Source organism: Streptomyces sp. AA1529 (genome assembly GCF_000280905.1).
Taxonomy (GTDB): Bacteria; Actinomycetota; Actinomycetes; order Streptomycetales; family Streptomycetaceae; genus Streptomyces.
On the sequence record NZ_ALAP01000019.1, the window covers coordinates 106000 to 131689 of the forward strand.

Below are 25690 nucleotides of genomic sequence, written 5' to 3' on the forward strand. Positions count from 1 at the left end.
GTCAAGGATCGCACCCCCGGGGAGCGGGTGGCGAACGGTTTGCAACCGGGGGCGCGGCTTCCGCGTCGGTGTACCCGAAGGACACCGGCCCCGTACCGCCCGGACGGGGCAGGCCGGCGCAGTTCACACGGCGGGGCACCGACCCGCGGCGGGCGCGGCGGACGGGACGGACGGGGGCCGAGGTGCGGGGGACCGAGGTGGGCGGAGAGCGTACGCGCCGCCGCAGGCGACGGGTGCGGGGCGCGGTGCTCGGCTGCGTGCTGGCACTGCTGCCGGCGACCTGGCTGCGGCTGACGACCGACGGCCGGGTCGGCGAGGACCTGGCGGAAGCGCCCAGGGCCCCGGTGGCTCTGGTGTTCGGCGCGGGTCTGCGGGACGGCCGGCCGTCCCCGTATCTGGCGCACCGGCTGGACGCCGCCGTGCGGCTCTACCGCGCGGGCACGGTCCGGGTCCTGCTGGTCTCCGGCGACCACGGCCGCCGTGACCACGACGAACCCGGCGCCATGCGCCGCTACCTGCTCGACCGCGGTGTCCCGCCCGGCCGTGTCGTCAGCGACCACGCAGGCTTCGACACCTGGGACTCCTGCGCCCGCGCCGCCCGGGTCTTCGGCGTCCGGCGGGCGCTGCTGGTCAGCCAGGACTACCACGTACGGCGGGCCGCCGCGCTGTGCCGGGCCGCCGGGATCGACGCGTACGGCGTCGCGGTGCCCGAACCCCGGGACGCGACCTGGTACGCGGGCGGGCTGCGCGAGCTGCCGGGTGCGGTGAAGGCGGCCTACGACGCGGCGTTCACCCCCGACCCGCGCTTCCCCGGTCCCCGTGAACCGGGCGTCCGGCGCGCCCTCGCGGCATCCGGAGCGCATCACCTCCCCACCGAGCGGCAAGAAGGCGGCACGCACTGATGACAGCGAAGGGGACCGACGGCGCGAGCACCACCGGCGCGCGGACCACGCAGAGCGCGAGCACCGGCGCCCCGGGCGCCGCCGCGCACACCGCCGGCCGCGACGCCGAGGAGCGGGCCTACCGGACGGCTGCCGAGCACGGTGACGCGGCGGACCGGCACGCGTACGCGGAGTTCCTGGTCGGCAGGGGGCGCGTGGATGACGCGGTCCGCTGGCTGGAGGAGGCGGCCAGGGGCGGCGAGCCGCGGGCCGCACGGCTGCGTGCGGTCACCGCGAAGGACCGGGGCCAGTACGCGGTCGCCGCGTACTGGTACCGCACCGCCGCCGAGCGGGACGGCGCCTGCGCCTTCGGCCTCGCCGAACTGTTGTGGGAGAGGCTCGACGACCAGGAGGGCGCCGCGGAGTGGTATGCGCGTGGCGCGGCCCTCGGCAGTGTCGAGTGCCGCACCAACGGCGCCCTGCTCCTGCTCAGCCAGGGCCGCAGCACGGAGGCGGAGGTGGAACTGGCGCAGGCCGCCCCGTACGACCACGTCGCCGGCCGGGTCGAGCAGCGGATGGCCGAGCTGGGTGAGCGGATCGACCTGCACCGTGCCCGGATCCTGGAGCTCGCCGCGCTGTACGGGCTGCCGGCCGAGGAGCGCCCCGCGGACCTGCCCGAGCGGGTGGCGGAGTTCCTCGACGATGCCGAGGAGTGCGCGCCCTTCAGCGAACTGCACACCGAACCGGAGTGGTTCACCTCCTACCCGTCCTTCCTGCCCGAAGCGGAGAAGGCGTACGTGGAGGCGCGCGCGCTCGGCAACCCGCGCACCGATCAATGGCACGCGCTCCTCCACTACAACCTCGACCGGTACGAGGACGCCTGCCGGGTGCTGACGGACGGACTGCGCCGCCACCCCGACTCCCGGCTGCTCTCCCGCTCCCTCAGCGCCGTGCACTTCCAGTACGGCGAACTGGCGCGGTACGAGGCGTCGCTGCGGCCCGGCGCCGAGGCCGGCGACCGCATCCAGCAGCGTCGGCTGGGCGACCTGTGCCGCGAGCAGTGGCGCACGGCCGAGGCCCGCCGCTGGCTGGAGGCGGCCGAAGCGGGCACCGACGGCGACGACGCACCGTACGAGGCCGCCGCCGACTCCCTCGCGGAGCTGGCAGCGGACGAGCACACCACCCCGCCCGCACTCTCCGCCGCGGAGGAGTCCCGGCTGCCCGCGCTGCACGCGGCGGCCGGGTCCGGCGATCCGGCCGCCGCGCTCGAACTCGGCCGCCTGGCGGAGCAACTGCACCGCTACCCCGAAGCCGTACGGCACTACCGGCACGCCGCTGCGGCGCCGGACGCGCCCGCGTCCGCGCCTGCTGCGTCCGCTTCGGCCTCGGACGTGTCCGCTTCCGGGGCCGGCGGGGGAGCGGGCTGTGCGCGGCAGGCACAGTCGGCGGAGCGGAGCAGCGGGGAAGACGAATCCCCGGCCGGGCCCGCCGCCCTCGCCTCGTACGCGCTCGGTCGCATGCTGCACGAGGAGTGCGGGGCGCACGAGAAGGCCGTCGTCCCGCTCTACCTCCCCGCGGCCAGGGCGGGCGACCTGGACGCCGTCGAGGGACTGGGCGCGCTGTACGTCCGGTTGGACGACCCGGTCGCGGCCGAACCGTGGCTGCGCAGGGCGGCCAGGTTCGGGCGGCCCGAGGCAGCGGGCTGGGTCGGCAACCGGGTCGGGGACGGCTACGGCGACCTGGAGGAGGCCGTCCGCTGGTGGACGCGCGCCGCCAACAGCGGGAAGGTCTGGTACGGCTGGCGCGCCGGCAAGCAGCTCGTCCGGTGGCGGCGGTACGAGGAAGCCGAGGCCCTGCTGCGGCTCGCCTGGACGGGCCGCGAGCAGCAGGAGGCGCTGCACGAGGCCGCCTACTGGCTGGCACGGGCCCTGCACGGCCAGGCGCGTACCGCCGAGGCGGTGGAGTGGCTGCGCACCGCCCGGGAGGTGCACCACCTCGTGCGGCTCGGCTACAGCGGCTTCATGCTCGCCTCGCTCTTCGACCCGGCCACGGAACTGGCGGAGCTGCTGGTCGACGAGGTCGCGACGCCCGAGGCCTACGCGGAGGCCGCGGAGCTGCTCGCCGCCGTACCGGAGACCTCCCCGCAGCACCGCGCCGCCGTGCAACTGCCGGCCCGCGCCCCGGGGGACCGGGAGCCGGCGGCCCGGGACGCGGAGGGAGCGGCGGAGACCTGAGCGCCGGGGCCCGCGCGTACCGCCCTGCGGGGTGACGGGCGGGGCGACCGCGTCCCGTTAGGCTGGCCGCATGCATGGCGCAGAGACGGTACGGGGCACGCGGCGGGCCGCCGCCGTCGTCCCCGCCGTCCTCATGGCGCTGCTGCTGGCACTGTGCGGGGCCGTGCAGTTCGCCGGCGCGCGCAGTGCGCAATCCGCCGGTGCCGGTGCCGGCGAGGCGTCCCCGGTGGCGCGGACCGCGATGGCCGCGCCGTACGCCGCCGGACCGGAAGTGCCGTACGCGGCCGAGGCGGTGCGGTACGCCGCCGCGTCGGCCGCCGACCGCGCGCTTCCCGCCTCCGCTTCTGCTTCCACTCCCGCTTCCACCGACGCGGACCCTCAGCACTGCCACCGTTCGAAGGGCGGGGGCGGCGCGCTTCCGGCAGCGCCTGTCGGCAGCCGGCAACTCCTGTCCCTCGCGCTCCCGGCCTGCCTCACCCCGCAGTCGCACAGCGCGATCGGGGCGGCGCACGCCAGACCGCCCGTGCGCGGTCCCGCGCCGATACCGCCCCCCACTCCCGTCGAACTCTCCGTCCTGCGCGTGTAGCCGCGCCCGCCGGCGCGGTGCCCCCGCGCGTCCGCACAGTGCGGACGCGCCGGTTTCCGTGCCGGTTCCGGACCGCAGCATTCCGCAACCGCGACAGGAGACGTCCGCATGCCCTCGACCGACCCAAGCAGCCCCACCGAACCGTCCGAACCGTCCGAGCCGTCGGGGTCCGCCGCTTCCCCGGACCGCGACCCGAGGCCGACGCCGGACCCGAAGTCGAAATCTGAGCCCAAGCCGAAACCGGCTCCGAAGTCCCCGGCGCCGGTCCGCTCCCGCAAGGGGGTCGTCATCGGTGCGCTCGTCGCCGTCGCGGCGCTCCTGGCGGGCTGGCTGTCGCAGTACGCCGTCGGCGGGGACACCGCCGCTCCGCGTGCGGGAGGCGACTCCGGCAACGCCACCGCCGAGGAACGCTCCGACAACACCGCGGCCGGCGACCCGGCGCTGTTGAAGCTGGCCCGCCGCAACGCGGACGACCCGTTCGCGCGGGGGGCCGCGGACGCCCCCGTCGTACTGATCGAGTACGCCGACTTCGGCTGCTCGTTCTGCGGCAAGTTCGCGCGGGACACCGAGCCGAAGCTGGTCGAGAAGTACGTCGACAAGGGGCTGCTGCGCATCGAATGGCGCAACTTCCCCGTCTTCGGCGAGGGCTCCGAGCGCGCTGCTCTCGCCGGGTACGCGGCGGGCCGGCAGGGCCGCTTCTGGCAGTTCTACGACGCCGTCTACGCCGACAAGGGCAACGAGAAGAACGCCTTCGAGGACGGGCACCTGCGCGAGCTGGCCGGGCAGGCCGGTGTGCGGGACCTCGACCGCTTCGACCGCGACCGGGCGAGCGGGGCCGCCAGGAAACTGCTGGAGAAGGACCGCGCCGAGGCGTACGGACTGGGTGCCGCGGCCACCCCCGCCTTCCTCGTCAACGGTCAGCCGATCGCGGGGGCACAGCCGGACGAGGTGTTCACCGACGCGATCGAACGCGCGGCGGCGGCAGCCGGGAAGTCCGGGAAGTCCGGGGAGTCCGGCAAGCCCGGCGCGGGCGGGGACCGGGACTGATGGACGTCGGATACCTGGCCGCCTTCCTCGGCGGCCTCCTCGCCCTGCTCAGCCCGTGCAGCGCGCTGCTGCTGCCCGCGTTCTTCGCCTACTCCGTCGACTCGGCCGGCCGGCTGACGGCCCGTACCGGAATCTTCTACCTCGGACTGGCCACGACGCTGGTTCCGCTGGGCGCGGCCGGCGCCTTCGCCGGCCGGCTCTTCTACGGCCACCGGGACCTGCTGGTCTCGGCCGGCGGCTGGCTGATCATCGCTCTCGGAGTCGCCCAGGTGATCGGTCTCGGTTTCGCCCCGCGCCGGCTGCAGGAGGTGTCGGGCCGCATCCGGCCCACGACGGCGCTCTCCGTGTACGCGCTCGGGGCGGTGTACGGCCTGGCCGGGTTCTGCGCCGGGCCCATCCTCGGCAGCGTCCTGACGGTGGCGGCCGTGCACGGCAACCCCGTCTACGGAGGGGTGCTGCTGGCCGTGTACGCGCTGGGCATGGCCGTACCGCTGTTCGTGCTCGCGCTGCTGTGGGAGCGATTCGACCTGGGGCGGCGGCGGTGGCTGCGCGGAAGGGAGCTGGTGGTCGGCGGACGGTTCCGGCTGCACACCACCTCGCTCCTCTCCGGCTTCTTCTTCGTCCTCCTCGGAGTCCTCTTCCTCGCCTTCGATGGTGCGTCGGGCCTGCCCGGCCTCTCGGACGTGGACGGTGCCTTCGCCGCGGAGAACTGGGCCCGCCGGGTGGGTGACGCGGTGCCCGACAGCGTGCTGCTGGGTGTGCTGCTGCTGGTGCCGGCCGCGGTGGGTGCCGCGCGCGGCGTCCGTACGGCGCACGCACGCCGCCGCGTCCGCCTCCACGCCGGTGCGCAGCAGGACCCGGAAGCCGGAGCCGACGCCGGGCCGCGGCCGGACCCGGCCACCCGGCCCGCCCCGGACGGGCGGTCCGACCCGGAGGTGCGGCCCGACCCGGACGCGGCGGCGGCACGCGCGGACACCCGGCCACCCGCGGGCGCATAGCGGGAACCGGCGGGAACCGGCTCCGACCGGTGCGAGCGGAAGCGGGCGGAGCCGTGCGGTCCGGGGCGCGGTCAGGGGCGCGGCCAGGGGTGCGGCCGGGGGCACGGCCAGGGGTGCCGCGAGGCGGAAAGAGTGGAATGCCTCTTGTGCCCGCATAGTGTGCAGGCATGAGCGAGGAACCCGAGCGGTCCGAGCCCCGACCGGACCCCAGCCCCGACCGGACCCGCCACCCCCGCAGCGAGCAGGGCGGCGGCCGGCCGGGCCGGCACGGTGGCACGCGGCGCACCGCCGCCCGGATGTGGCAGGACTTCAAGGACTCGCCCTTCCTGCCCGCCACCGTGCTGGTGCTGATCCTCGCCGCGGCCGCCGGTCTCTTCGCCGGGTCGTACACGTACGCGATGGCCAACCCCACCCCGCACCATGTACCGGTCGCGGTCGTGGGCGAACCGGAGGGCCATCGGGACCGTGCCGCGTTCGTGCAGGGCATGGAGAAGGCGCTGGGTTCCTCGCTGGAGCTGCGCCACTACGACACACAGGCGGCGGCGGAGCACGCCGTCGAGGCCCAGCAGGTCTTCGCGATCATGCGCGTGGAGCGGCCGAAGGGCGTCGAGCTGGATGTGTCGAGCGCGTCCGGCGCCTCGGTGGCCGAACTGCTCAGCACGGCGGGACCGAAGGTCGGCAGAGCGCTCGGCGTCCCCGTACAGGTGCGCGATCTCAAGCCGCTGAACGCGGGCGACCCGCGTGGCCTGGCGATCTTCTACATCTCGCTCGCCGCCGTCATCATCGGCTTCGTCGGGGCCATCCAGCTCAGCGTCCACGCCCGCGCCCTCAACCCGCCGGAACGGATCGCCTACACCGCCGCCTACGCCCTCCTGGGCGGATTCGTCATCGCCGCCGTGGTCGACTGGGGACTCGGCGCGCTGGACCTCCCGTTCGTCCACTCCTGGCTGATCCTGGCGCTGACGATGTTCACCAGCGGGATGGTCTTCACCATGTTCAACACGCTGATCGGCCGCTGGGCGATGCTGCCGACCTGGGGCGTGATGGTGCTGCTGGGCAACCCGTCGTCGGGCGGTGCGGTCTCCTGGCCGCTGCTGCCCTCGGCACTCGGCGAGATCGGTCGCTGGCTGCCGCCCGGCGCCTCGGTGAACGCCCAGCACACCGCCGTCTACTTCGCCGACCACCAGCTCGTCCAGCCCTACCTGGTCCTCGCCGCCTGGGCGCTGGTCTCCTGCACCGTCTTCTGGCTCTGGCGCCACCGCCACCCGGGCGGCCGGGACCGCGCCCCGGCCCACGCCGCGGCCCCGTCCTGACCTCGCCTCGACCCCGGATCCGCCGGCCCCCGGCACCGGCCGAAATGCCGATACGCATGGATCAGGTGTTCTATAGACTCCTGCGGTGACGAACGATGTCCTCCGCCTCACCGTCCTGGGATCCGCCACGCCCTACGCGAGCGTCGACAACGCCTGCTCCGGCTACCTGGTGTCCGGCCGCGGCACGCGCGTCTGGCTGGATGCGGGCAGCGGGACGCTGGCACAGTTGCAGCGTCACGTCCGGCTCGACGAGGTGGACGCGATCTGGATCTCGCACCTGCACGCGGATCACAGCGCGGACCTGCTCACCGCCTACTACGCGGCGCTGTTCGCGGATGTCCGGCTTGCCGCGCCCATCCCCCTGTACGGGCCGCCCGGGATCGCCGACCGGCTGGCCCACTTCCTCACCAACAGCGCGAACCGCAGCCCGGTCGAGTCCGCCTTCGCCGTCCACGAGCTGGATGACGGGCACCGGGCGCGGGCCGGCGCCCTCACCATGACCAGCCGTGCTGTGGAGCACGGGATCCCGGCTTTCGCCGTGCGCATCGAGGCCGAGGGCCGGACGCTGGCCTACTCCGGGGACACCGCGCCCTGCGCGAACCTCGCGGAACTGGCCGCAGGATGCGACGTGCTGCTGTGCGAGGCCGACAGCGCCCAGGTGCCGGCCGAGGGTCCGCAGGTGCACCACACGCCCGAAGACGCCGGCGACACGGCCACCGCGGCCCGGGCGGCGCGGCTGATCGTCACCCATGTCGGCCGGTCCCTCACCCCGCAGCAGGCGGTGACCCGCGCCTCGGCCCGGTTCACCGGCCCGGTCGACCATGCCGCACCCGGCGCCACTTTCCCGGTCGGCTAGTCCCGGCACTCGGATCACCGGAGGGGCCGACAAGCGAACGGCCCGCGCCGCGGACTGTCGGCGGGGGCCGTGTGCCCCTTGAGTCCCCCTGAGTCCCTGTTTCCGCTGATTCCCTGGTCAGGGGGGAGGGGGGCCGGCCGGGGAGTAGGGGGGCGAATCGGCGACCTCCCGCCGAATTCCGCGCCGGCCCCGCCGCACAGCACGAGGAGTTCGTCCGTCCCCGTTGTGCCAAGCGGCATTTCGTGCCCCCTTCCACAGACCCATACGGTCCCGCTCATGGAGTGGAATTTTCGGACAGCCGAACAACTCGTGACTGCTCTGCGCGCCGGTGACGTGACCTCGGCGGAGCTGACCGACGAGGCCATCGCCCGTATCGAACGGGACGACGCCGCGATCAACGCCATCTGTGTGCCGGACTTCGACCGTGCACGGGCCGCAGCGCGCGATGCCGACCAGGCCCGCGCCCGCGGTGCGGACCGTCCGCTGCTGGGCGTTCCGGTGACGGTCAAGGAGTCCTACGACATCGCCGGGCTGCCCACGACCTGGGGGATGCCGCAGCACCGGGACCATGTGCCGTCCGAGGACGCGGTGCAGGTGTCGCGGCTCAGGGCCGCGGGTGCGGTGGTGCTCGGCAAGACCAACGTGCCCCTGGGGCTGCAGGACATACAGAGCTTCAACGAGATCTACGGGACCACCAACAACCCGTGGGAGCACCGCCGTACGTCGGGCGGCTCCTCCGGCGGCTCGGCGGCTGCCCTGGCGTCCGGATTCGGCGCGCTGTCCATCGGCTCCGACCTCGCCGGTTCGCTGCGCACCCCCGCGCACTTCTGCGGCATCCACGCGCACAAGCCGACGCTCGGGCTGGCGCCGACCCGCGGCATGGTCCCGCCGCCCGGGCCGGCCCTGCCGGTCGAGCACGACCTCGCCGTCGTCGGGCCGATGGCGCGCACCGCCCGCGACCTCACGCTCCTGCTCGACGTCATGGCCGGACCGGACCCGCTGACTTCCGGTGCCGCGTACCATCTGACGCTGCCGCCCGCACGCCACGAACGGCTCCGCGACTTCCGGGTCCTGGTCCTCGACGACCATCCGCTGATTCCGACCGGGTCCGCCGTGCGGGCGGGCGTGCACCGGGTCGCCGACGCGCTCGCGGACGGCGGCGCCCGCGTCGAACGGCGCAGCCCGCTGCTGCCGGACCTGACCGAAGCCGCGATGCTCTACCGGCAGTTGCTGTTCTCGGGGTCCGCTGCGCACTTCCCCGTCGAAGAGTACGAGCAGCTGCGGACTCGCGCCGCCGCGCTGAGCGCGGACGACCGGAGCCTCGATGCCGCGGTGCTGCGCGGCATGGTGTTCAGCCACCGCGACTGGCTCGAGGCGAACAACCGACGCGAGCTGCACCGCCGCGGCTGGCGCCGGTTCTTCGCCGAGTTCGACGTGGTGGTGTGCCCCATCACGCCGTCTCCCGCGTTCCCGCACGACCACCACCCCGACCCGAGGGAACGCCGGATCGACATCGACGGCACCGCGTACCCGTACTTCGACCAGCTGGTCTGGGCCGGTCTGCCCACCATGCCCGGCCTGCCCGCCACCGCCGTACCGGCGGGCCCGTCCCCCGAGGGGCTGCCGGTGGGAGTGCAGCTCGTCGGTCCGATGTTCGAGGACCGCACCCCGCTGCGGCTGGCCGAACTGCTGGAGCAGAAGATCGGCGGCTTCCGGGCACCGGGGCAGTGACCAACGTCGGTGCCCGAATTCCGCGGTGACAGCGAGCCTTGTCCCTGCACTGGTTCGGATACGGCGTGACGGCCACCGCCGATGGTCCGCGCCGGGTGGTGACGCTCGCCCAGCGCGCGTTCACCCGCCCGCCCGGTGTCGGGTGGGTGGCGTTGCTGCGGGAGGCCACCGGGTGGGCGGAGCCCGATCGGTGCGGCGTCGACCGGGCCGCGACGGAGGCAGCGCTGTGCACCGCGGGTTCGCGCCCTGGGAGTTGCCGGAGCGCTGAGCCCTTTCCAGCCCGGATGTCAGCGCTCGACAGCAGGCCGAGGAGCAGCACTGGCATGAGGTCGGGAAGGGCACATTGCGGATGCATGCATGCCAGGACGAGGTGAACTGCCCGTCGGCCAGAAGCAAGAAAGGGCAGATACCACCGGCCGCCTGGCCGCAAGCGTGTCGGTGCGCGGGCGAGAGAATCCGGGCGACACAATCACGCCATGAAGGACTGGTTGAGTTGCCGTAGGGCCGAAGCGGGTTCATGGGAACTTCGCGAGGGCATTCGGGCGCGCGTCAGCGAGTTGCGCGCGATTCTGGATGACAGAGAGGCAGCTGATGCGAAGGCGGTGAACCCGGACAGCAAGAAAGGGAAACTCCTCTCGGATGCCCGGGATGAACTGCGCCTGGCCGAGGAAAAAATTTCAGAGCGCCATTCAGGCAGATACAAGAATGCATCCCATGTCATCGTGGGGCAGATTCACCTCGACGCCGCACACAACATCCTGCTGCGGCTGTCGGAACTGAACGATGTAGTACCGATGCTGCCCGGGGCACTCGCCTTCGTGCGTGAGAATCTCCGGCCCGACGATCCGCGGCGCACCAGGGTGGAAAGGATCACTCAACGGGTGTCGGAGGGAGGCGCCCTGGACGAGGAGGCCCGTGAAGCCCTGCTCGATGCCATGGGCGCGGCCCGGCAGCTCAACATCCGAGAGAAGATGCGGGTGCGCAGCTTCGTCTACATCGTCTGGTGGGTCATGCTCGGGCTGACCGCCATCGCGATCGCCGTGGCCGTCCTGGGGGGAGTCGGCCGTGGCGCGCTGCCGCTGTGCTTCACGCCGGAACAATCCGGCGTGGGCCGCCTGGCAGTGTGCCCGCTCGACATGGCACGCCTCCCGAAGGATCCCGCCCGTGTCGAGGAGACCAGGAAGATCGTGGCGGAAACGACCCGCCCGGCGGACTACCTCGCCGTCGAACTGGTGGGTCTCGTGGCTGCCTGCATCGCGGCGACCGTGACTCTGCGACGTATGAGAGGCACCACCACGCCATTCGGGGTCCCCCTCACCCTCGCACTTCTCAAGCTGCCCACCGGAGCGCTGACGGCAGTTCTGGGAATTCTTCTGATGCGGGGTGCATTCATTCCGGGGCTGACCGATCTGGACTCGCCGGGTCAGATCATCGCCTGGGCCATCGTCTTCGGATATGCCCAACAGCTGTTCACGCACCTCGTCGACAACCAGGCCCAGTCGGTCCTCAGCACGGGCGGCAACTCCAAGACCCACCGTGCACGCGAGGAGGAGGAAAGGATCGATGCCTGACCCCGTCGCGTCGACAACTGCCACCGCATGGAGCGGGCAGCCTCGAAGAATTGACGCTCGACTGTCCGCACAATGTGCCAGGGCTCCTGGGGCGTCGCAATATGTCATGGAATTTGCCGCACTGGGCGCCTGATTCCTCCCGGGAATCCGGACACTGCCGGTGCTTGCTTTTCCCGGATTCCTCCACCGAAGTATCCTCACCTACGAGGGCAAGGATTCTCCGCTTGCAGGTCGGACGCCTCCTGGGCGGCGGCCCCGGTGTTCTCACCCACATGACCCGCAGCGGCCGGCCGCACTGGGGCCGGCCGGTGATGTCACAGCACGAGAAACCCCCTGCCGGATGAGTCCGACAGGGGGTTTTCCCACTTCACGGTGGTGGCTGGGGCCGGGGTCGAACCGGCGACCTTCCGCTTTTCAGGCGGACGCTCGTACCAACTGAGCTACCCAGCCGCAGCGGTCCTGACGGGATTTGAACCCGCGGCCTCCACCTTGACAGGGTGGCGAGCACTCCAAGCTGCTCCACAGGACCAAGCGTTTGTGCGAGCTACAGTCTCGCACAGTGCGACGTGTGTTCCCAACCGCGTTTCCGGGGCTTGGAACGCTCCCCAGCTGGGGTGACGTCGCCGGAAAAGAGTAACAGACCCCGAGGGCTGCCCCGAACCGTCAGCTACCGGGTCGTCTGCGGAGTCGGGGAAGGTTCCGCGTCGCCGGAACCTGGACCGCGCAGGCCCCCGTATCGGCACGGCAGTACGAAATAAGGCCCCTCCGGCCGCGTTTTCGCAGTTCAGGGGCTGAGGAAGGTGCCCCGACGGGATTCGAACCCGAAATCGTTACCTCGCTGACCTGCGAGAATGTGGCGAAGCCGGATGAGTGGGGCCGTTTCGCTCCGCCCCGATCCGGCTGTGTCTCGCTCGATCCGGTACCCGTGCTGATGTGTCAGCACGACCCCGCGATCGTTGCTCGTGTAACTCCAGCCACGTCAAGCACATGGGGTGCGGGGAAGCCCGGCAGGCCGCCCGAGCTGCACGGAGTAGCTTTCCGGCGCGTACCGGGTCCGCTACGTTGACTTCGGGGCAGCAGCGCGAACAGTGGAGGCGGCATGTCAGCGGGCGCGGCCGAGGGGCCTGAATTCCAGCCCCCCGAGATGCTGAGCTGGGAAGAACTTCAGCAGCTTCCGGACGACGTCGCCGAGGGGATCGAGCTCTGGCAGGGCAGGGTCGTGTGGAACAGGCGCGGCCCGCTGGAGCACCAGCGTTTCGCCGTGCGCATGCGTAACGCGCTCGAGGACGCGGCCCGCCGCGCCATGCGGGGAGAGAGCAGCGGCAGGGACGAGCGCTGCTGGCAGGTCGAGGTGGAGACCAATGTCTTCTTCACGCCCGACAAGTCCAGCTTCCTCACCCCTGACTTCATGGTCCGCCGCTGCCTGCCCCGTGGAGCCGACACCTTCGCCACGGACACCGTCCTTGTGGGCGAGGTGCTCTCCGGCTCGGACACCCCCAGGCGCCGGCAGTGGAAGATGGACCGCTACGCGGAGGCGGCCATCCCCTGGTACTGGGAGATCGAGCTCGACTCGAGCGCGACCTGGGACGTCACCTCCGTTCGGGCGTACGAGCTGGTCGCTATCGACCGGTCCGGGCTCGCCGTCAAGCCGCTGCGCCCCTCGGTGTACGTAGCCGTCGGCGAGTGGGAGCCGGACGGCCTCGGCATCGAGTTCCCCGAGCCCTTCGCCCTGAGTGTCCCCTGGGAAGACCTGGCGTTCCAGTAGTGCCGAGCCGGCCAGGTGGTGTCGTGGGGCTGCCCTGGAAACGTTCGCCGGGGTCGCATGCGGAGCCGGGGGGAGTTCCCCGTCGCCGGAAACTGGGCCGCGGATGCCCCATGGCCGCACAGCCGAGTCGGCACGGCAGCACGAAAAAAAGCCCCTCCGACCGCGTATTCGCAGTTCAGAGGGGCTGAGAAAGGTGCCCCCAACGGGATTCGAACCCGTGCTACCGCCTTGAAAGGGCGGCGTCCTGGGCCACTAGACGATGAGGGCGAAACCGCCGACCGTGCGCCTGAACAGCGCTTCAGCAGGCTCGGGCAGCATATGGGATGCACGGACCGTTCGCCAAAACATATGCCGGGCCCCGACAGCGGTGTGCGGGGCGGTTCGCCGTACCGGGTCGCACGGTCGGCGGTCCGGCGCTCCGCCCTGCCCGTCCCGCACGGTCAGCGGCCCGTCGCCGGGCTCGTGCCGGTCGGGCTCGGCGACGACGGCGACGGCGACGACGGCGACGGCGACGACGGCGAGGAGCCCGGTTCGACCTCCTCCGGCAGGTGGCGGGACACCTCCGCCTTGGACAGCCCCAGGCCGCCCAGGTCGATCTCGTCCCATGCCTGGAGCCGCTTGCTGTCCCGGTCCAGGTAGAGCACCGACGCCTGCACCTTGTCCGGCGTCTCGCCCTCGACCGCGCGCAGTCCGCTGCCTCCCGTGGAGCCCTCGATCATCAGCCGGGTGTCGTGCGGCAGCACCCGGGTGCTGCGGTTGTGGGTGTGGCCGGCGAGGGCGAGCGGGACGAGGCCGTCGGTCTGCTCGGCCAGTACCGGGTTGTGGCCCACTGCTATGTCCACCGGGGAGCCGGCGGCCCGCTGGGAGCGCAGCGCGGCGGCCAGCCTGCGGCCCTCCGTCCGCTCCGCCGGGTCGCCCTCGGCGGCGACCGAGCGGTCCGGGGTGAACTGCGGGTCGCCCCAGCCCGCTATCCGCAGCCCGGCGACGTCGACCGGTTCGCCCCCGTCCAGCACGTGCACCTTCGAGGGGGACGTGCCGGCCAGTTCCTCCATGGCCTGCTGGGTGGTCTTCGAGTCGTGGTTGCCGCGGACCCACACATAGGGGGCGCCGAGATCCGGTATGGGCTCCAGGAAGCCGTTCTCGGGGGCCGTGCCATGGTCCATGGTGTCGCCGGAGTCGATGATCACGTCGATCTTGTACTGCTCGACCAGCGACCGGACGATGTGCCAGGCGGCGGGGTTGAGGTGGATGTCCGAGACGTGCAGCACCCGGGTGGTCGAGGGGTCCGGCTGGTAGGCGGGGAGGGTGGATGCCGCGTCGTAGAGCTTGGTGACGTTGGTGACCAGCCGCGCCAGCTCCTGCTGGTAGACGTCGAACTCGGTGGCGATGCTGCGGGCGTTGCCCACCACCGAGGGGGCGCTCGCCAGCAGCCCGGAGAACTTCGGCTCCAGCACCGATTTCGGGTTCCAGGTGAGCGCCGCGGTCGCGCCGCAGGCCACCAGCAGCGCGAGGGAGAGCCCGCCTGCCGCGAGAGCCCGGCGGGGCCTGCGGTAGACGGCGAGGGCCAGCGCGCAGGAGCCGGTCAGCACCGCGACCGCCGAGCGTACGCCGAGGTCGAGCGCGCCCGAGCGGACGTCGTCCGAGATCTCGTCCTGCAGGCCCTCGATCCGCTCCGGGTGGTCCACCAGGGCCGAGGCGCGCTCCTGGTCGAGTTCGTCGACGTCGACGTCCAGCCGCAGCGGCGCCGTGTGGCTGTCCAGCGCCAGCGCTCCCAGCGGTGCGACATTGATCTTGGTGCCGCCGCTGAAGGAGGGGCGCAGCGTCATCGTCGTGTCGACGGGTCCCACCGGCTCCCGCACGCTGCCCACGGCGAGCAGCCCCAGCCAGGCCCCCAGCAGCGTCACGAGCACCAGCCCCGCGGCACGCCGGTGGGAGCGCCGGGTGGTGGCGGCGAACCGGTGGGCGAGCCGGTCGGCGACCTGTCCGAACCATTCCTTCGCGATCCGCGACGGTTTGGCGACAACGCTGGCCATGTGGGCGCGTATGCCCCTTGCGGGGCGTCCTATGCCGCGAGCGGGCCGGGCGCTCGACGGCCCGGGGCCAGCCGCGGCCGGCTGCGGGACCGGTTCCGCAGGAACCTGGTGCGCGTGCTGCTGCCCGGGCGGGGTCGCGGGTCGACAATGGTCACGTGCTGGAGATGACGCGTGAGGAGTTCGAGGAGCTGGTGGCAGAGGCCCTCGACCGGATACCGCCCGAACTGACCAGGCTCATGGACAACGTCGCGGTCTTCGTGGAGGACGAGCCTCCGGCGGGCGAGCCGGAGCTGCTCGGACTCTACGAGGGGACGCCGCTGACCGAACGCGGCGAGTGGTACGCGGGTGTGCTGCCCGACCGCATCACGGTCTACCGGGGGCCGACCCTGCGCATGGTCGAGCGGGAATCCGCCACCGGCGGCCGGGACACCGGGGGCACCGGGGGCACCGGGGACGCCACGGGTGGTCACGAAGCGGAGAGTGGCCGGGCGGGCCGGAACGGCCGGGAGGGGGTCGTGGAGGAGGTCGAGATCACCGTCGTCCACGAGATCGCGCACCACTTCGGCATCGACGACGAGCGCCTGCACGCCCTCGGCTACGGCTGACGTGGCGTGGCGTGGCGTGGCGTGGCATGTCGTGTCGGGACGGGACGCGAGGCCGGGGGCGACAGGGGGCGCCCCGGGCAGCGCTCGGCGGTCGCGCGTGCGCCGTGCCGGGCGCCGTGGGCGTCGCGCGGCGTGACCTGTTGGGGTGATGGGGAGTTGGGCACGGCACTCGCCTGTAGTCCCGCTGTAGTCCCGCGCAGGAGGTCCCGCCGTGCGCCGAGCCCGTACCGCCGTGCCCAGCCCCGCAGTCGTCGCCCGGACGGCCGCGGGTGCCCTGATACTCGCGGCGGTTTCCACCCTCACCGGCTGTATGACGGTGCAGGGCGCCGACGACGCGGGCGAGGGCACCGTGCCGGTGGGCAGCAGGGCCGACGACGACGGTGGGGCGACCGAGCCGGAGGGCGGGCTGGACGGTACGGCCTACCGCAGGGGACATGCCCACGGCGGGGCGCACGGCGGCACCGACGGGCGCAAGACCCGGGAACACGAGCGGGACAAGAAGGGCAAGCACGCGAAGCGCGGCGAGCAGGACGACGAAGAGCGTTCCGAGAAGCGGGACGGCTCGGACGGAGACGGCTCGGATGAGGACACCGGATCCTCCAAGGGCTCCGGTTCGTCCGGCTCGTCGTCGGGCAGCGGCGGGACCCGCCCCGGGCCGGGCCCGACCGGGGGCCACGACGGTTCGGGCGGGGCCGGAGGCGGCCACGACGGCGGTTCCGGTACGCCGACCGACTCGCCCAGCCCGACGCCGACCAAGCCGGATCCGGAGCCCTCGCCGACCCGGACCACGGCCTCGCCCAGCGGAGGCTCCGACCCCTTCGCCCGCCGGGTCCAGCCCAGTCCGGCCTGAGCATGCCCGTTCCGCCTGCGCGAGCGCACCCGGCCGGGCGGGAGCCGCGCGCCGCACGGTCGGACAGCGGCTCGGTGGCTCAGGGGCTCGGTGGCCCGGCGTCCCAGTGCGGCCTCAGTGCCGATCGAGCGCCGCGTGCTCGGGGCACCCGCTCGACGCCTGCGTCCTGTCGGGAGCCACCCCGGCACCCCGCAAACACCCGCAAGCACCCACAAGTGCCCACAAGCACTCGGAAGCGGTCCACGCGCCCCCCAGCAGCGGCCCGCAGCAGCCCGGGGTCCCCTGCTTCCAGCCGGGCGTCCGGCCGGCTGCCCGGCCAGGCCGGAAGCCGGACCCGCGGCCGGGGTCGGGGCCCCGGGGAGGCGGGAGGGCGGTGACCGGGGGGATCGTGGCCAGGAGCCCGTTTGCGTGTTGCTCCCAGGGCCGCGTATGCTGGTAGATCGTTTGATCCCATTTGCCCGGCGCCATCAGTACAGCGCGCCGTGTGGCGCGTTCTCTCCGGCCGTGGCTGACCGCATCGAGGCGGTTCTTTGCGAATTTCACGGAGTTATGGGCGCGTGCCGAATGACTCCGGAAGGTTGTCGCAACTCGCATGTCTGTCACCACCCCTGCCGCCGTACGGCCCGAGGACTTCCCCGAGCCGACCGAGCCGACCGCTGAGACGGTCGCCGCAGCGGCTCCCGAGACCCCTGAGACCCCCGAATCGGTCGACGCATCGCCGGAATCGGCCGCCGAGGCCGCCGAGGCCGCCGAGGCCGCCGAGCCGCAGATCACGTTCGGCGACCTGGGGCTCCCCGAGGCCGTCGTCCGCAAGCTCGCCCAGAACGGTGTGACCGCGCCGTTCCCCATCCAGGCCGCCACCATCCCGGACGCGCTGGCCGGCGAGGACGTGCTCGGCCGCGGCCGCACCGGCTCCGGCAAGACGCTCTCCTTCGGTCTGCCGCTGCTCGCCCGGCTGCACGGGGGCCGCACCCAGCGCAAGCGCCCGCGCGGCGTCATCCTCACGCCCACCCGCGAGTTGGCGATGCAGGTCTCCGACGCGCTGCAGCCCTACGGGGACACCCTCGGCCTCAAGCTGAAGGTCGTCTGCGGCGGCACCTCGATGGCCAATCAGATCTCCGCGCTCGAACGCGGTGTCGACATCCTCGTCGCCACCCCGGGCCGGCTGCGCGACCTGATCAACCGCGGCTCCTGCTCGCTGGACGACGTCGAGACGGCCATCCTCGACGAGGCCGACCAGATGTCCGACCTGGGCTTCCTTCCCGAGGTCACCGAGATCCTGGACCTGGTGCCCGAGGGCGGCCAGCGGATGCTCTTCTCCGCCACCATGGAGAAGGAGATCGACTCCCTGGTCCGCCGCTACCTCGTCGACCCCGTGCTGCACGAGGTGGACGCGGCGCAGGGCGCGGTGACGACCATGACCCACCACGTGATGGTCGTGAAGCCGCGCGACAAGGCGCCGGTCACCACCGCCATCGCCGCCCGCAAGGGCCGCACCATCATCTTCGTGCGCACCCAGCTCGGTGCGGACCGTGTCGCCGAGCAGCTCCGTGAGGCCGGGGTGCCCGCCGACGCGCTGCACGGCGGCATGACGCAGGGCGCGCGCACCCGCACGCTGGCGGACTTCAAGGACGGCAGGGTCAACGTCCTGGTCGCCACGGATGTCGCGGCCCGCGGCATCCACGTCGACGGCATCGACCTGGTGCTGAACGTCGACCCGGCCGGCGACCACAAGGACTACCTGCACCGTTCGGGCCGCACGGCACGCGCGGGCGAGTCCGGGACGGTCGTCTCGCTGGCCCTGCCGCACCAGCGGCGGCAGATCTTCCGGCTGATGGAGGACGCGGGCGTGGACGCCTCGCGGCACATCATCGGCCGCGGCGACGTCTTCGACGACGATGTGGCCCGCATCACCGGCGCACGGTCGCTGACCGAGGTGCAGGCCGAGTCCGCCGCCAACTCGGCCCGACAGGCCGAGCGCGAGGCCAAGAAGCTCAACCGCCAGCTCGAGAAGCTCCAGCAGCGCGCCGCGGAACTCCGCGAGGAGGCCACCCTGCTGACCGCCCGTGCGGCGCGGGAGCGCGGCGAGGACCCGGACGCCGCCGTGGCGGCGGCCGCCGAGGCGGAGGCGGCCCAGGCCGCCGAGGAAGCCCGGGCGGAGGCACGCCGCGAGGCGAAGGCGGAGGCCGAGCGCCGCGAGCGGGCCGACCGCGAGCGCCAGGACCGCGACCGCGGCGGACGCTCCTCGTACGACCGCCGGGACCGGGAGCGCGGCGACCGCCGTCCGAACGACCGCGGCGGTGACCGGGGCGGCTTCCGCCGGGACCGTGACCGGGACGAGCGCCCCTACGGCCGCGACCGGGACCGGGACCGCCGGGACGGTGGACGCGGCGACGGCGGCCGCGGTGACAGTGGCCGGGGTGGCTCCGGTGGTGGCGGCTTCCGCCGTGACGACGTCCGCCGCGACGACCGCCGCGAGGGCGGCGACCGCGGTTTCCGCCGGGACGGCTTCCGCGGCGGCGACCGCCCGCACCACCGCGACGACCGGCGTCCGCACGGCCGCTCCGGCGGCTCCGGCGGCTCCCACGCCCCCAGCCGCAACGGCGCCCGCACCCCGGACCGCCGCGCGGACAAGCCCCGCTGGAAGCGCAACGGCTGACGCCCGGTGAGGGCCCCGGCCCTCCCGAACGCGTGCCCGAACACGGCTTCGAAGGCGTTCAACCCCGAATGCCTTCGAAGCCCGCCGGGCCTCCGGGCTATGCTGCTCGGTGCGGGCCGTTAGCTCAATTGGCAGAGCAGTGGACTTTTAATCCATTGGTTGTGGGTTCGAGTCCCACACGGCCTACCGACGGACCCCAGGTCAGAGACTTCTGGCCTGGGGCCTTTCGGGTATACGGGGGCGTAGTGATCGCTTGCCGGCCCGCTGCCGGCCCGAACGTGCGGGCAGGGTCGTCTGCCGTTCCCCGCCTGAGTGTTGGCGCGCAACATGGAGGAGCCGCCGACCGCGCTCTCGCCGCCCGCTATCGAGTCGGCACGCGCATTCGGGCGGCCCGGCCCCACGCGAACCTGAGTCAGGAGGACGTGGCGTAACAGGTCGGCCTCGACCGCAAGACCATCTACCGCATCGAGCTGGGCCTGATCGGCGCCCGACTCGACTGGCTGGTCGAGATCTCCCACGCGGTCGGGGCCGACCTCTCCGACCTCGTGCGGGACTGAACCCTGGCCGTCCGCGACGGGGGGCAAGGGCGGCCAGGACGATCAAGCGCGGGCAGTGACGAGGAGCGTGCCGATATGGCCGGGGTCGCGCGGGCCGAGGATCTCGGCCTCCGCCGTCTCGAAACCTGCCCGGAGCAGCAGCCGCTTCCACACCGCGGGCCGGAAGCTGTAGCGGTAGGTGAACATGGCCGGCCCCGCGAAGCCGCCCTTGTACATGCCCTGGGGTCCGTAGGCGCCGGGGATGGCCGGCGGCTGGGAGAAGGCGAACACGCCGCCCGGGTTGAGCCTGGCCCGGACGAGGGGAAAGAGGCGGCCCGGGTCGGCGAACCAGGCGCAGCCGAAGATGGAGTAGATCGCGTCGTAGGTGTCCTCGGTGGCGGCGAGGTGTTCGAGGACTTCGCCCTGTACGAAGGTCGCGTTGGTGCTGCTCCATCGTTCGGTGAGTTTCTTGACCATGACCGGTGAGAGGTCCAGGCCGGTCGTCTGCACCCCGTGCAGGGCGAGGTAGGCCGCTGCGCGGCCGGTGCCGCATCCGATCTCCAGTGCGGTCGAGGGGGTGCCGAGGAGTTCGGGGCCGGGGCCGTGGTCCTTGTACTGGGTCCAGCGGAAGACGGGCTCGGCCGCCGGGTCGAAGGCGGACTCGGCGTAGCTGTTCCACAGCTCTGTCTCGGCGGCGATGTCGTGCGGTACCGGCACGTGGGTGTCCTTTCAGCGGCATGCCCGCCCGGATGCCACCGGGGCGGGCACTGTATCGGGCGTCAGTGGCTGTCGGGAGACTTGTCGTCGCAGGGCGAGCAGTTCGCCCCGTCGACGGCCCACAGCTCCTCGTCCGGAGTGAAGCCGTTCTCACGGAGGGCGTCGGCGGTGCGCAGCACGGTGCCGTCGCCGCGTTGGGTTGTTCTCGCCCCTGGTGACCGGCGCGTGTTGGATGGCAGCCGTTGCGCGGCGGCTCACCGGGGCGGGGGGTCTCATCGGGCGGGCTGCCCGGCGAGTGCCAGGGCCACGGCGGCGACGCATGAGGTGACCACGGTGGCCGCGTACAGCGGCCCGGCGTACTGGGCAACCCGTCGCAGTGGCGTCATGTCTCGTCGTCCTCCTGCCGGCGCTTGCGCTGCTCGCGCTCGGCTGCCCGGCGCTGCGCCCGGTTGCCTGCCTGGTCCGGCAGGGCGACTCCGGTGCGGCGGATCACACTGCGCCGTAACGCTCGCCGTTTGCTGGTCATGGTGTCCTCCCGGATGGGCGGCGTGTTCGTCGCGCTGCGTCCTCGCGGGCGATCTCGTCGGCGTGCGGCTCGCAGGCATAGAGGCGGCCCGTCAGCGGCCCGGAGCCGGGGACCCCTTCGAGGCTGCCGCCGCTGCCCCCGGAGGTCTCGAACACGACCACCGTTCCGGAGCGGTGACACCGCACGCAGCGGCTCACGTCCAGCCGTCCGTGCCGGCGCAGGGACTGGACGGGGCTGTCGGGGTTGTCAGGCACGGGGCTTGTCCTTCGGGGAGTCGCAGTCGTGGCAGCGGATGCTGACGACGCGGCCGTGGCCGTCGGTGTCGGACGCGGGGCTGAGCGGCTTCCTGCACCGCGGGCAGGCGCCGTACCAGGTGCCGCGGCGGGCCGTGGACGTTGCGGGTTCAGTCGGCATGGCGGGCGTCCCCTGGTCGGCAGCGCGGACATGCGCAGGGCGGCCACGTCGAGCTGACGGGGGTGCGTCCGCCGCCGCGGAGTGTGCGCCGTGGGGTCCAGGTGCGGCCGCCGTCGCGGGAGACGCGCAGGCGCAGCCGGCTCACCGCCGGGCTCCCACGCGGTGGGGGACCGCGGCGTCGTAGGCGGCCCGCTGGGATGCCTCGGCCTCGGTCAGGTTCTCGACCCGGGCCGTCCACTCCGCGCCGTGCGGGGTGACGAGCCGGACGTGCCCGGCGTCCAGGACGGTCTGCACCCGGCCCACCCACGCGGGCTCCGGCGGCATGGTCTGCCGGGTGGCCTCGTCCACCACGTAGTCACCGCGTTTAGGCGGCCGAGTGTCTTCGGGCATAGGTGTAGCCATGGGTTCCGGTCCAGTCTGTGAGTCCGGCGTCACTCACAGACTGGACCGGTGGACCGGTCCAGTCAAGATTGTCGTAGCACTACGACTCCATCGAGTAGTCGTCCGTCAGCTCCCACAACTCCCCGCCTGTCACGCCCTCCTCGCAAACCAGTGGCCGATCGTCCTGGTCGTAGGCGGTATGGAGGGTGACAGCCACGGCGGTCGGATGTGGCAGGCCCAGCTGCGTGCATTCATGCGAGGTGGCCAGACGCGCCGTGTAGATGTCTGCGGCGCGGATCGGTGCGCGGCCGGTCTCACGCGTCACGTACCGCGTCGTGCCCTCGGCGATCGGGCCCTCCTGGGCAAGACGCGGGCAGGCATCGGCGATATCCGCCGGGAACCAGGCACTGACCAGTGTGTACGGCTCTCCTTCGTCGAGGAGCACCATGCGGTCACGGCGCAGCGCGCACGTCTCGGGTTCCAGGTGTAGCGCGTCCCGGATGCGGGCTGGCGGGACTTCCTTGCAGGGCATACCCAGACGCTTGAACGGGCGCCCGCCGGAGACGCGAGGCCCCACGCCGCGACGCCCAGCAGGTCGGGCGACCGGTGTTTCCACCACGGTGAAGCCGGACCCCTGTCGTGCGACGACCACGCCGTCATTGCGGAGGACGTCCATGGCCTTGACGACGGTGGCGCGAGACACGCCCCACTGCTCGCACAGGTCACGCCCAGACGGCAGTAGATCGCCGGGCCTGAATTCGCCCTCGGTGATGCGCGCTCGCAGGTGGTCCGCAATCTGCTCGTACTTCAGTTGTGGCATAGCTGACAGGTTAACCGGTTAGATTTCTGCCCCCTACGGTCTTATGTGAGGGCCACGGCGGGACCAGAATGCCGTCATGTCCGCAGAGCTTGCACCCGAGGTCATGACCTTCTACGAGTCCACCGTCGATGAGTCCGTGCGACTGTCGGCCTCGGCGGACGGCCGCCTGGAGATGCTGCGCACCCAAGAGTTGCTGCGTCGCCACCTGCCGCTTGCGCCGGCCGCTGTCCTCGACGTGGGCGGGGGGCCGGGTGTCCATGCCCGGTGGCTGGTCAAGGACGGCTACGTGGTAAACCTCGTCGATCCCGTGCCGCGCCACGTCGATGCCGCGCGGCAGGTGGCCACGAACGCGGAGTTGGGTGACGCTCGTGACCTGCGCGAGCCGGACGCGAAGTACGACGCTGTCCTGGTCCTGGGTCCGCTCTACCACCTGCTTGAGCGCAGCGATCGGGACACAGCACTCGCCGAGGCATACAGGGTGATGCGACCGGGCGGCCTGATCGCCGCCGCCGGGATCAACCGTTACGCCTCGTTGTTCGAGCACACGGCTTTCGCGCATCTCTACAAGGGCGGCGTCCGACGCAGCATCGAGAGCATCCTTGCCAGCCGCATTCACGACGGGAAGAAATCTTTCACTGCGGCCTACTTCCACAGTGGCGCTGAGCTGCGCGACGAAGTCACCGAGGCCGGGTTCGAGGACACCCGGGTGTTCGGGGTCGAGGGTCCGACCTGGGCCATGCTCAAGGCCACTGAGCAGTACACCGGAGAGTCGGTGATCGGGTCGGGGTTGTTCGAGTCAGCGTTGACGGCAGCACGGATGGCCGAGCCCTATTCGGATCTGTTGGCCGCCAGCTCGCATCTGCTCGCTGTCGGACGACGTCCTGCGTAGTCATGCCAAGGAACTCCACCACCTGAAGGCAGCGGGGCTCGACTCACCATCGCTTGCGGTCGAGGAACACGGCGGTCTGGCACTCCACACTGGCGCTCGTGGCGCTCGTGTCGGGGGTGCCGTCGTGGCGGTCCGCCGACGCGTCCGGGCCCCAGCCCGGAGCCCGCAGGCGATAGCCTTCCGGGGAGGCAGGCCCGAGTGGGCCCTGCTCGCCGTCGGCGTCGGCCGTCCGACGGCCGGGAGTTGCGGCGGGGTCGCCGCGAGGGGTCAGCGGCCGCGGGGGGCGTACATGATGACGGCCATGCCGGCGAGGCAGATCAGGGCGCCGGTGATGTCGTAGCGGTCGGGGCGGTAGCCGTCGGCGACCATGCCCCAGGCGAGGGAGCCGGCGACGAAGATGCCGCCGTATGCGGCGAGGATGCGGCCGAAGTGGTCGTCGCTCTGGAAGGTGGCGACGACGCCGTACAGGCCGAGGGCGACGACGCCCGCGCCGATCCAGAGCCAGCCCTTGTGTTCCCGCAGGCCCTGCCACACCAGCCAGGCTCCTCCGATCTCGAAGAGGGCGGCGACGGCGAACAGGGCGAGGGAGCGGGCGACGAGCACGGCAGGCACCTTACTGGTCGGGAGGGGACGTTTTCGGGCTGCTCGCCGGGCGGGAGGCGGCTGGACCGGGCCTCGGCCCGGTGCGCCGTCCCCCGTGGTCGTGCGGGCGCCGGGGAGGGCCGGGGCGTGGCTCAGCAGCAGGCGCATCCCGGCCCGCAGCCGCAGGCGTCGGGTGCGGGGCGCTTGCCGGTGGCGTCGGGGGCCGAGTGCTTCTCGGCGTCGGGTGCCGCGGTCGGGGTGGCGGGTGCGCAGCAGCCCTTGCCCTGCCAGGCGTCGCGGCCCTCCTTGACGGCGAGGGCGGCGACGGCGAGGGCGGCGACCGGGTCGGCCCAGGTCCAGCCGAGCAGCCAGTTGGCGAGCAGGCCCAGCAGGACGACGGCGGAGAGGTAGGTGCACAGCAGGGTCTGCCGGGAGTCGGCGACGGCGGTTGCCGAGCCGAGTTCGCGCCCGGCTCTGCGTTGCGCCGCGGACAGGAACGGCATGACCGCCAGGGACAGGGCGGCGAGGAGGATGCCCGGGAGCGAGTGGCCGGCTTCGCCGGTGCCGGTCAGGGCGCGCAGCGAGTCGACGGTGACGTAGAGCGCCAGGGCGAAGAAGGAGACCGCGATGACGCGCAGGGCGTGCCGTTCGCGGGCCTCCCGGTCGGCGTGGTCGCGGGCGGAGAACTGCCAGGCGACGGCCGCCGCGGAGGACACCTCGATGACGGAGTCGAGCCCGAAGCCGATCAGCGCCGTGGACGAGGCCATGCTCCCGGCGGTGAGCGCCACGGCGGCCTCGACGGCGTTGTAGGCGAGGGTCGCGCCGACCAGGAGGCGGATGCGGCGGGTGAGGGCTTCGCGGCGGTCCGGGCCGGGGCCGAGGGATGTCGCGGCCATTCAGCAGCAGCCCTGCTCGGCGGCGTCCGGGCAGGTGCGGTCCGTGTGGACGGCGACGACGGCGGTGCGCAGGTCGTCCAGGGCGTGCGCGAGGCGTGCGTCGGCGAGTTCGTAGCGCGTGCGGCGGCCGTCCGCGACGGTGTCGACCAGGCCGCAGTCGCGCAGGCAGGCCAGGTGGTTCGACAGTCGGGTGCGGGAGATCCCGAGCGTGTCGGCGAGTTCGGAGGGGTAGGCCGGGGCCTCGCGCAGGGCGAGCAGGATGCGGCAGCGGATGGGGTCGGCCAGGGCGCGGCCGAACCGCGCCAGCACGTCGATGTCGGCAGCGAGTGTCAGCACCTGCCAGATAGTACACAGGAAGCTGAATTCAGGGAATCCTGAATCGAGGTGCTCGCCGTGGAAGCCCCCTGTTTCGGTGCGGCGCCGGGCCCTGGTGAACTCGGCAGAGGCGAGGCGCCGTTCGCCGACCATGGAGGCGCCTCACACCTCTTCATGACATGACGTCCATCACAGCGTCTCGTGGATCAAAAGGTATGCGCGGGGCGATACCTCCTGGCCGACATAGGAGTGTTTCCGGCGCTCTGCTGGACATGTGTGCTCCGGTCCGGATGGTTTCGCGGACCGAGGTGTCCCGGTGCCCGTAACCAGGTGTTCTGACGGTGTGACAGCTCTGTCGAGGACAGGTGAAGGCGCACCAGCACGCATTGCCGCGCACCGCAAGCCGGGTGCCGCCGCCGCGCACCTCGCGGGGGCCGAACGCGTGTTGCTCCCCGACTTCGGCGGGTCTAAGAATGTCGCCCTGC

At 72.5% G+C, this 25690-nt stretch carries 24 protein-coding genes and 4 tRNA genes; 15 read left to right on the forward strand and 13 right to left on the reverse strand.

Annotation, left to right across the window (positions count from 1 at the left end):
• The first annotated feature begins 197 nt into the window (after positions 1-197).
• From A949_RS32635 to A949_RS32650, 9 genes are all read left to right on the forward strand, one after another.
• Positions 198-902 carry a SanA/YdcF family protein gene (locus A949_RS32635; protein ID WP_237735754.1) on the forward strand — a complete coding sequence of 235 codons (705 nt, stop codon included), beginning with the start codon at positions 198-200 and terminating at the stop codon, positions 900-902.
• Positions 902-3115, forward strand: a complete 2214-nt coding sequence (locus A949_RS35435; protein WP_019355088.1) for a sel1 repeat family protein — start codon at positions 902-904, stop codon at positions 3113-3115. Before A949_RS32635 ends, A949_RS35435 begins: the two co-directional genes overlap by 1 nt.
• Positions 3116-3185: 70 nt before the next feature.
• On the forward strand, positions 3186-3701 hold the full coding sequence (locus tag A949_RS0105940) for a hypothetical protein (protein WP_019355089.1): 516 nt from the start codon (positions 3186-3188) through the stop codon (positions 3699-3701).
• Positions 3702-3809: 108 nt separating this feature from the next.
• Entirely contained in the window at positions 3810-4748 is a 939-nt protein-coding gene (locus A949_RS0105945) for a DsbA family protein (protein ID WP_019355090.1), read from the forward strand.
• Positions 4748-5746, forward strand: a complete 999-nt coding sequence (locus A949_RS32645) for a cytochrome c biogenesis CcdA family protein (protein ID WP_019355091.1) — start codon at positions 4748-4750, stop codon at positions 5744-5746. The genes A949_RS0105945 and A949_RS32645 overlap by 1 nt, the downstream gene beginning before the upstream one ends.
• Before the next feature lie 167 nt (positions 5747-5913).
• The gene (locus A949_RS0105955; RefSeq protein WP_019355092.1) at positions 5914-7059 is read left to right on the forward strand and encodes a hypothetical protein; all 1146 of its coding nucleotides are present in this window, start codon (positions 5914-5916) and stop codon (positions 7057-7059) included.
• An 85-nt stretch (positions 7060-7144) separates the two neighbouring features.
• The gene (locus A949_RS0105960) at positions 7145-7915 is read left to right on the forward strand and encodes an MBL fold metallo-hydrolase (protein ID WP_019355093.1); all 771 of its coding nucleotides are present in this window, start codon (positions 7145-7147) and stop codon (positions 7913-7915) included.
• Positions 7916-8191: 276 nt separating this feature from the next.
• Positions 8192-9646, forward strand: coding sequence for an amidase (locus A949_RS0105965; protein ID WP_026004382.1), 1455 nt, complete (start codon positions 8192-8194; stop codon positions 9644-9646).
• A gap of 476 nt (positions 9647-10122) precedes the next feature.
• A complete protein-coding gene (locus A949_RS32650; RefSeq protein WP_158687553.1) occupies positions 10123-11217 on the forward strand; it encodes a hypothetical protein in 1095 nt (364 codons plus the stop codon).
• 373 nt (positions 11218-11590) lie between these two features.
• Here the strand turns inward: A949_RS32650 and A949_RS0105975 are convergent.
• Together A949_RS0105975 and A949_RS0105980 are read right to left on the reverse strand one after the other, a co-directional pair.
• A tRNA-Phe gene (locus A949_RS0105975) sits at positions 11591-11667 on the reverse strand.
• Positions 11668-11671: 4 nt separating this feature from the next.
• Positions 11672-11746: transfer RNA gene (locus A949_RS0105980), tRNA-Asp, on the reverse strand.
• Positions 11747-12316: 570 nt separating this feature from the next.
• Here A949_RS0105980 and A949_RS0105985 point away from each other — a divergent pair.
• Positions 12317-12982, forward strand: coding sequence for a Uma2 family endonuclease (locus A949_RS0105985; protein WP_019355096.1), 666 nt, complete (start codon positions 12317-12319; stop codon positions 12980-12982).
• Between the two features lie 194 nt (positions 12983-13176).
• Here the strand turns inward: A949_RS0105985 and A949_RS0105990 are convergent.
• Positions 13177-13249: transfer RNA gene (locus tag A949_RS0105990), tRNA-Glu, on the reverse strand.
• A 173-nt stretch (positions 13250-13422) separates the two neighbouring features.
• On the reverse strand, positions 13423-15015 hold the full coding sequence (locus tag A949_RS0105995; protein WP_019355097.1) for a metallophosphoesterase family protein: 1593 nt from the start codon (positions 15013-15015) through the stop codon (positions 13423-13425).
• A gap of 164 nt (positions 15016-15179) precedes the next feature.
• On the opposite strand from A949_RS0105995, the gene A949_RS0106000 reads away from it, so the two are divergent.
• The 4 genes from A949_RS0106000 (at position 15180) to A949_RS0106015 (ending at position 19315) form a co-directional block, all read left to right on the forward strand.
• Positions 15180-15620, forward strand: coding sequence for a metallopeptidase family protein (locus A949_RS0106000; protein ID WP_019355098.1), 441 nt, complete (start codon positions 15180-15182; stop codon positions 15618-15620).
• Between the two features lie 211 nt (positions 15621-15831).
• Entirely contained in the window at positions 15832-16470 is a 639-nt protein-coding gene (locus A949_RS0106005; RefSeq protein ID WP_019355099.1) for a hypothetical protein, read from the forward strand.
• Positions 16471-17062: 592 nt separating this feature from the next.
• The gene (locus A949_RS0106010) at positions 17063-19129 is read left to right on the forward strand and encodes a DEAD/DEAH box helicase (protein ID WP_019355100.1); all 2067 of its coding nucleotides are present in this window, start codon (positions 17063-17065) and stop codon (positions 19127-19129) included.
• Positions 19130-19242: 113 nt separating this feature from the next.
• A tRNA-Lys gene (locus A949_RS0106015) sits at positions 19243-19315 on the forward strand.
• A gap of 413 nt (positions 19316-19728) precedes the next feature.
• Here the strand turns inward: A949_RS0106015 and A949_RS0106020 are convergent.
• From A949_RS0106020 to A949_RS0106040, 6 genes are all read right to left on the reverse strand, one after another.
• Positions 19729-20382: a class I SAM-dependent methyltransferase gene (locus tag A949_RS0106020; protein ID WP_019355101.1), complete on the reverse strand. Its 654-nt coding sequence runs from the start codon at positions 20380-20382 to the stop codon at positions 19729-19731.
• A 382-nt stretch (positions 20383-20764) separates the two neighbouring features.
• Positions 20765-20908, reverse strand: coding sequence for a hypothetical protein (locus tag A949_RS37995; protein ID WP_158687554.1), 144 nt, complete (start codon positions 20906-20908; stop codon positions 20765-20767).
• Positions 20905-21162 carry a hypothetical protein gene (locus A949_RS38000; RefSeq protein ID WP_158687555.1) on the reverse strand — a complete coding sequence of 86 codons (258 nt, stop codon included), beginning with the start codon at positions 21160-21162 and terminating at the stop codon, positions 20905-20907. Before A949_RS38000 ends, A949_RS37995 begins: the two co-directional genes overlap by 4 nt.
• Positions 21155-21322, reverse strand: a complete 168-nt coding sequence (locus A949_RS38005; protein ID WP_158687556.1) for a hypothetical protein — start codon at positions 21320-21322, stop codon at positions 21155-21157. The genes A949_RS38000 and A949_RS38005 overlap by 8 nt, the downstream gene beginning before the upstream one ends.
• 141 nt (positions 21323-21463) lie before the next feature.
• Complete coding sequence (locus A949_RS0106035; RefSeq protein ID WP_078565347.1) at positions 21464-21712, reverse strand: hypothetical protein; 249 nt, start codon at positions 21710-21712, stop codon at positions 21464-21466.
• A 91-nt stretch (positions 21713-21803) separates the two neighbouring features.
• Positions 21804-22523 (reverse strand): GntR family transcriptional regulator, encoded by a 720-nt coding sequence (locus A949_RS0106040; RefSeq protein WP_019355105.1) that lies wholly within the window; start codon positions 22521-22523, stop codon positions 21804-21806.
• Positions 22524-22599: 76 nt separating this feature from the next.
• Here A949_RS0106040 and A949_RS0106045 point away from each other — a divergent pair, with 76 nt between their 5' ends.
• Positions 22600-23412 carry a class I SAM-dependent methyltransferase gene (locus tag A949_RS0106045; RefSeq protein WP_019355106.1) on the forward strand — a complete coding sequence of 271 codons (813 nt, stop codon included), beginning with the start codon at positions 22600-22602 and terminating at the stop codon, positions 23410-23412.
• Between the two features lie 267 nt (positions 23413-23679).
• Here A949_RS0106045 and A949_RS0106050 read toward each other — a convergent pair whose 3' ends face one another.
• From A949_RS0106050 to A949_RS0106060, 3 genes are all read right to left on the reverse strand, one after another.
• On the reverse strand, positions 23680-24015 hold the full coding sequence (locus A949_RS0106050; RefSeq protein ID WP_019355107.1) for a YnfA family protein: 336 nt from the start codon (positions 24013-24015) through the stop codon (positions 23680-23682).
• A 131-nt stretch (positions 24016-24146) separates the two neighbouring features.
• The gene (locus A949_RS0106055; RefSeq protein WP_019355108.1) at positions 24147-24890 is read right to left on the reverse strand and encodes a cation transporter; all 744 of its coding nucleotides are present in this window, start codon (positions 24888-24890) and stop codon (positions 24147-24149) included.
• Positions 24891-25226 (reverse strand): ArsR/SmtB family transcription factor, encoded by a 336-nt coding sequence (locus A949_RS0106060; protein ID WP_019355109.1) that lies wholly within the window; start codon positions 25224-25226, stop codon positions 24891-24893.
• Between the last annotated feature and the right edge of the window lie 464 nt (positions 25227-25690).